This window comes from Pseudomonas sp. FA117, assembly GCF_057370475.1.
In genome coordinates this window covers 5,678,447-5,684,563 of the sequence record NZ_CM170675.1, presented here as the reverse complement: position 1 = coordinate 5,684,563, position 6,117 = coordinate 5,678,447, and the positions used below count along the sequence as shown (strand labels likewise).

General features: G+C 63.6%; 4 protein-coding genes. All 4 read left to right on the top strand.

What is annotated here, in order from left to right; genetic code table 11:
• Nucleotides 1-85: 85 nt before the first annotated feature.
• The 4 genes from AC1TXO_RS26010 (at nt 86) to AC1TXO_RS25995 (ending at nt 6,105) form a co-directional block, all read left to right on the top strand.
• Nucleotides 86-1,423 (top strand): TolC family outer membrane protein, encoded by a 1,338-nt coding sequence (locus AC1TXO_RS26010; protein WP_486404373.1) that lies wholly within the window; start codon nt 86-88, stop codon nt 1,421-1,423.
• A gap of 44 nt (nt 1,424-1,467) precedes the next feature.
• Nucleotides 1,468-3,624: a type I secretion system permease/ATPase gene (locus tag AC1TXO_RS26005; protein ID WP_486404372.1), complete on the top strand. Its 2,157-nt coding sequence runs from the start codon at nt 1,468-1,470 to the stop codon at nt 3,622-3,624.
• Nucleotides 3,614-4,990 (top strand): HlyD family type I secretion periplasmic adaptor subunit, encoded by a 1,377-nt coding sequence (locus tag AC1TXO_RS26000; protein ID WP_486404371.1) that lies wholly within the window; start codon nt 3,614-3,616, stop codon nt 4,988-4,990. The genes AC1TXO_RS26005 and AC1TXO_RS26000 overlap by 11 nt, the downstream gene beginning before the upstream one ends.
• 215 nt (nt 4,991-5,205) lie before the next feature.
• Nucleotides 5,206-6,105: a TauD/TfdA dioxygenase family protein gene (locus tag AC1TXO_RS25995; protein WP_486404370.1), complete on the top strand. Its 900-nt coding sequence runs from the start codon at nt 5,206-5,208 to the stop codon at nt 6,103-6,105.
• Nucleotides 6,106-6,117: the final 12 nt, after the last annotated feature.

Sequence of the window (6,117 nt, the reverse complement as noted above, 5' to 3'; positions counted from 1 at the left end):
CGTTCAGTTTCGGCCGCCATTTTCCGGGGTCGGACCCGCTTCGGCCGTGATTTGGGACAACAGCGCCACTTGGGAATCAGTAAAAATGCGTGCGTCACTTTTCACCGTTCTTCCTCTCGCCCTTGCAGCCTCCATTGCCCAAGCACAAACCCTGCCCGAAGCCATGCAGAAGGCCCTGGACGTGCACCCGGAAATCCAGGCCGGCGTCAACGCCCGTACCGCTGCGGACTACCAACTGCGCGCCGCCCAGGGCGGCTACCTGCCGCGCGTCGACATGACCGCCGGCTACGGCCGCGAGGGCAGCGACTCGCCGAGCACAAGCCACCGTTGGGAAACCCTGAACCGTGGTGAGTCAAGCATCCGTCTTCGACAAATGGTTTTTGACGGTTTCGCCACCTCCAGTGAAGTCGGCCGTCAACAAGCCACCGTCAATGCCCGCGCCTATTCCCTGATGGGCACCTCCGAGCGCACCGCGCTGACGGTCGCCCAGGTCTACCTCGATGTGCTGTCGCGCCGCGAAATGGTGCGCCTGGCCGAAGACAACCTGCGCAACCACGAACGCATCCTCGACCAGATCAAGCTGCGCACCAGCCGCGGTGTCGGGCGTCTGGCCGACCTTGACCAGGCCGAGGCACGCCTGGCCCAGGCGCGCAACAACCTGATCACCGAACAGACCAACCTGGCCGACGCCAACACCAACTACCTGAGCGTGATCGGGCAGATGCCGGACGAGCTGAGCGCGCCTGCGCCGTTCATCGACCTGTTGCCGGCCAGCCTGGACGAAGCGCGTCACCAGATGGTCGAGAGCAGCCCGATCCTGCGCTCGGCAGAATCCGACATCGCGGCGGCCGAGAAGCAATACGAAGCGGCCAAGTCTAGTTTCTATCCACGTTTCGATGCGGAACTCGGACGGACGGCAGACAACAACCTCGACGGCTCCGTTGGCCACAACAATGAGTGGCAGGCCATGCTGCGCATGAACTTCAACCTCTATGCCGGTGGCAGCAACAAGGCCGACCTGGAATCGAAGTCGTACCTGGCCAACCAGGCGCTGGATATCCGCAACAATGCCTTGCGCCAGCTCAACGAGGAGTTAGGCTTGGCGTGGAACGCGCTGGACAACGCCAACGCCCAGCTGCCGATCGCCCAGCAGTACGTCGATCACAGCACCCGGGTGCGCAGCGCCTACCAGCAGCAGTTCAGCCTGGGTGAGCGGACCTTGCTCGACCTGCTCGATAGCGAGAATGAAACCTTCACCGCGCAACGTCGTCTCGTTGAAGTGAAGAACACACAGTTGTTTACTCAATACCGAATCAAGGCGACCATTGGTCAACTGCTGAAGAGCCAGGGTGTCGTTGCCCCCATGGCAACCGTCGTACAGAACGATCTGAAGCCAAAGGTGAACCTGCCAGGCATGAACTGAAGGCGCACCGTCCTATCCAACCGCAAGGATGAAGAGAGCGCCGCGTGGAATCTGAAGTCAGTCGAGTACAACTCAACCATGATCCACGCAGTCAGCATGACGATCCGCTGCTGGACAGCCTGCTGACCCTGTGTGTCCTGCACCAGAAACCCGCCAGCCGGGCCATGCTCACCACCGGCCTGCCGCTGCCGGCGCAGCGCCTGAGCGTCGAGTTGCTGCCCCGCGCTGCGGCTCGCGCCGGGCTGCAGGGCCGCCTGCTGCAACGCAGGCTCGAGCAGATTCCCAGCATCGCCATGCCGGCCATGCTGCTGCTCAAGGAAGGCCGCAGCGCCGTCCTGCTCGGTTGGGAGAACGACGATACCGCGCGCCTGCTGCTCAGCGAGAGCGACGGCGGTGAAGTGCTGGTGACCCGCGAGGCGCTGGTCAGCGACTACAGCGGCAAGGTGTTCTTCGCCCAGCCGCAGCACAAGTTCGACGTCAACCACGGCAACCTGATTCCGCGTGCGCGCTCGTGGTTCCGCGACACCCTGATGCGCAGCAAATGGCTGTACATCGACGCCATCGCCGCCAGCCTGGTGATCAACCTGATCGCCCTGGCCGCGCCGCTGTTCGTGATGAACGTGTACGACCGCGTGGTGCCCAACCAGGCCACCTCGACGCTGTGGGTACTGGCGGTGGGCATCGCCGGTGCCTATGTCTTCGACCTGATCCTCAAGGGTTTGCGCAGCTTGTGCCTGGACCTGGCGGGCAAGAAGACCGACCTGATCATTTCCGCGACGCTGTTCGAGCGCATCGTCGGCATGTCGATGAAGTACCGGCCCGCGCGGGTCGGCAGCTTTGCGCAGAACATCCACGAGTTCCAGGGCCTGCGCGACTTCCTCGCCTCGCTCACCCTCACCAGCCTGATCGACCTGCCGTTCACCCTGCTGATCCTGATGGTGATCGCCATCATCGGCGGGCACCTGGTATGGATTCCGGTGCTGGCCTTCCCGCTGGCCCTGGGGATTGGCTACGCCCTGCAGAAACCGCTGATGGCGACGATGGAGCGGACCATGGCGCTGGCCTCCGAACGCCAGTCCAGCCTCATCGAGACCCTCGCCGGGCTGGATGCGGTGAAGGTCAACAACGCCGAGAGCGAGCGCCAGTACATGTGGGAGCAGACCCTCGGTACCCTCAGCCGCCTCGAACTGCGGGTCAAGGTGTTGTCGGGCCTGGCGATGAACATCACCCTGCTGATCCAGCAGCTCGCCGGTGTGGCGATGATCTGCGTGGGCGTCTACCTGATCATCGACGGCAACCTCAGCATGGGTGGCCTGGTGGCCTGCTACATGCTCAGCGGCCGTGCGCTCGGCCCACTGGGCCAGCTCAATGGTTTGCTGGCCCGCTACCAGCAGGCCAAGGTGACCATGGTCGCCACCGACCAGATGATGGAACTGCCGCAGGAGCGCAACTTCGAGGAACGCCCGCTGAGCCGCCAGGTGCTGCAGGGCGCGGTCGAGTTCCGCGGCGTCGAGTTCACCTACCCGAACCAGCAGAACCAGGCGCTCAAGGGCATCAACCTGATCATCCGCCCCGGCGAGAAGGTCGGCATCATCGGCCGCAGTGGCTCGGGCAAGAGCTCGCTGGCCAAGTTGATCGTTGGCCTTTATGAGGCCGACGGTGGCTCGCTGCTGGTCGACGGCGTCGACATCCGCCAGATCGACGTCAGCGAGCTGCGCCACAACATCGGCTACGTGCCGCAGGACATCCAGCTGCTGGCCGGCACCCTGCGCGACAACCTGGTCAGCGGAGCCCGCTACATCGAGGACGAGCTGATCCTGCAGGCTGCAGAGCTTGCCGGCGTGCACGAATTCGCCCGCCTGCACCCCGACGGCTACGAGCTGCAGGTCGGCGAGCGCGGCCAGAACCTTTCCGGCGGCCAGCGGCAGAACGTCGCCCTGGCCCGCGCGCTGCTGCTCAACCCGCAGATCCTGCTGCTCGACGAGCCTACCAGCGCCATGGACAACACCGGCGAAGAGCGCCTCAAGCAGCGCCTGGGCGCGGTGATCGAAGGCAAGACCGTGCTGCTGGTCACTCACCGGGCCTCGTTGCTGTCGCTGGTGGACCGCTTGATCGTCATCGATCGTGGACAGATCGTCGCGGATGGCCCGAAAGCCGCCGTCATGGAAGCGCTGAAGAAGGGGCAGATCAGTGTTGCATAAGCTGGATTTCGGGCGTTTCAAGGACAACCTGCGCCGCTATTTCAAAGGCTCCGAATCGCTGGCAGGCCAGCCGCTGCCGGAGGTAAACAAGGCACTGATCGAAGATGCCCCGCGCATCGTGCGCCTGACCATCTGGGGGGTGATCGCCTTCTTCCTGTTCCTGATCGTCTGGGCCAGCGTCGCGCCCATCGACGAGGTGACGCGCGGGGAGGGCAAGGCCATTCCGTCGTCCAAGGTGCAGAAGATCCAGAACCTGGAGGGCGGGATCGTCGCGCAGATCTATGCCAAGGAAGGGGAGATCGTCGAAGTCGGCCAGCCCCTGCTGCGCCTGGATGAAACCCGTTTCGCCTCCAATGTCGACGAGACCGAGGCTTCGCGCCTGGCCATGGCGCTGCGGGTGCAGCGTCTGAGTGCCGAGGTCGAAGACAAGCCACTGCAGATCGACGAGGAACTGCGCAAGGCCGCACCAAGCCAGGCTGCCAGCGAACAGTCGCTGTACCAGAGCCGTCGCCAGCAGTTGCACGACGAAATCAGTGGCCTGGAGCAGCAACTGGTGCAGAAGCAGCAGGAGCTGCGCGAGTTCAACTCCAAGCGCGCCCAGTACGCCAACAGCCTGCAGCTGCTGCGCCAGGAAATCTCCATGTCCGAGCCGCTGGTGGCCCAGGGCGCGATTTCCCAGGTCGAAGTGCTGCGCCTGCGTCGTGCGGAAGTCGAGAACCGCGGCCAGATGGACTCCACCGCCCTGGCCATTCCTCGCGCCGAGGCGGCGATCAAGGAAGTGCAGAGCAAGATCGAGGAGACTCGCGGCAAATTCCGCAGCGAGGCGCTCACCCAGCTCAACGAAGCGCGCACCGAGCTGAACAAGGCCACCGCGACCGGCAAGGCGCTGGATGACCGGGTCAGCCGCACCATGGTCACCTCGCCGGTGCGTGGCATCGTCAAGCAGCTGCTGGTGAACACCATCGGTGGCGTGATCCAGCCGGGCAGCGACATCATCGAGATCGTGCCGCTGGATGACACCCTGGTGGTGGAGGCGAAGATCCTGCCCAAGGATATCGCCTTCCTGCACCCGGGCCAGGAAGCCACGATCAAGTTCACTGCCTACGACTACACCATCTATGGCGGGATGAAGGCCAAGCTCGAGCAGATCGGTGCCGACACCATCACCGACGAAGACAAGAAGACCACCTACTACCTGATCAAGCTGCGCACCGACAGAAGCCACCTGGGCTCTGACGAGAAGCCGCTGCTGATCATCCCCGGCATGGTCGCCACGGTGGATATTCTCACCGGCAAGAAGACCATCATGAGCTACCTGCTCAAGCCGATCATCAAGGCGCGTTCCGAGGCGTTGCGCGAACGGTGATCCTGTGTGGGAGCGGCGCTCCTATGAGCCCGCTCCTGTATATGTATATTCGTTAACGATATTTAAATTTCTTTTCTTATGACTTTATAGTCACTCCCACTGCGTACCTGCCGACCAATCGGCGCGCCGCACGACTCGAACCCACACGGGAAATCCCCGTGCGTTTCTGAATCGATGCGCGCCCCTGGAAGTCGCGCACTGCGTGGGAGTGAACAATGTCAGCCGCCTCGAACGCCTTGTCGTCCATCGACAGCGCGCAGCCGCAACGCTTCGAAATCCGCCCCTTCTCCGGTGCCGTCGGTGCCGAGATCCTCGGGCTGGACCTGTCCCGGCCGGTCAACGCCGAGGACTTCACCCGCATCCATCGCGCCCACTTGGACCACCATGTCCTGGTGTTCCGCGACCAGCGCATCACCCCCGAACAACAGATCGCCTTCAGCCGTCGCTTCGGCGTGCTGCAGATCCATGTGCTCAAGCAGTTCCTGCTGGAGAACCATCCTGAAATCCTGATCGTCTCCAACATCGTCGAGGATGGTCGCAATGTCGGCCTGGGCGATGCCGGCAAGTTCTGGCATTCGGACCTCTCCTACAAGGAGCTGCCGAGCCTTGGCTCGATGCTGCATGCCCAGGAGCTGCCCAGCGAGGGTGGCGACACCCTCTTCGCCGACATGCACAAGGCCTGGGACGCCGTTCCCAAGGCGCTGCGCAAGGTCGTGGAGGGGCGCAGCGCCGCGCACTCGTACACGGCGCGCTATTCGGAAACCAAGTTCGAGGGCAACTGGCGCCCGACCCTGACTGCCGAGCAACTGGCTCAGGTCAACGAAGTCATCCACCCGGTGGTGCGTACCCACCCGGAGAACGGGCGCAAGGCGCTGTTCGTCAGTGAAGGCTTCACCACTCGCATCGTCGGCCTGCCCGATGACGAAAGCCGCGACGTGTTGCAGCAGCTCTACGCCCTCAGCGTGCTGGAGCAGAACATCTACCGCCACCAGTGGCAGCCGCACGACATGGTGTTCTGGGACAACCGCTCGCTGATCCACCTGGCCGCCGGTTGCCCCGCGCACCTGCGCCGCAAGCTCTACCGAACCACCATCCAGGGCGATGCCCCGTTCTGACGACTGAGGACT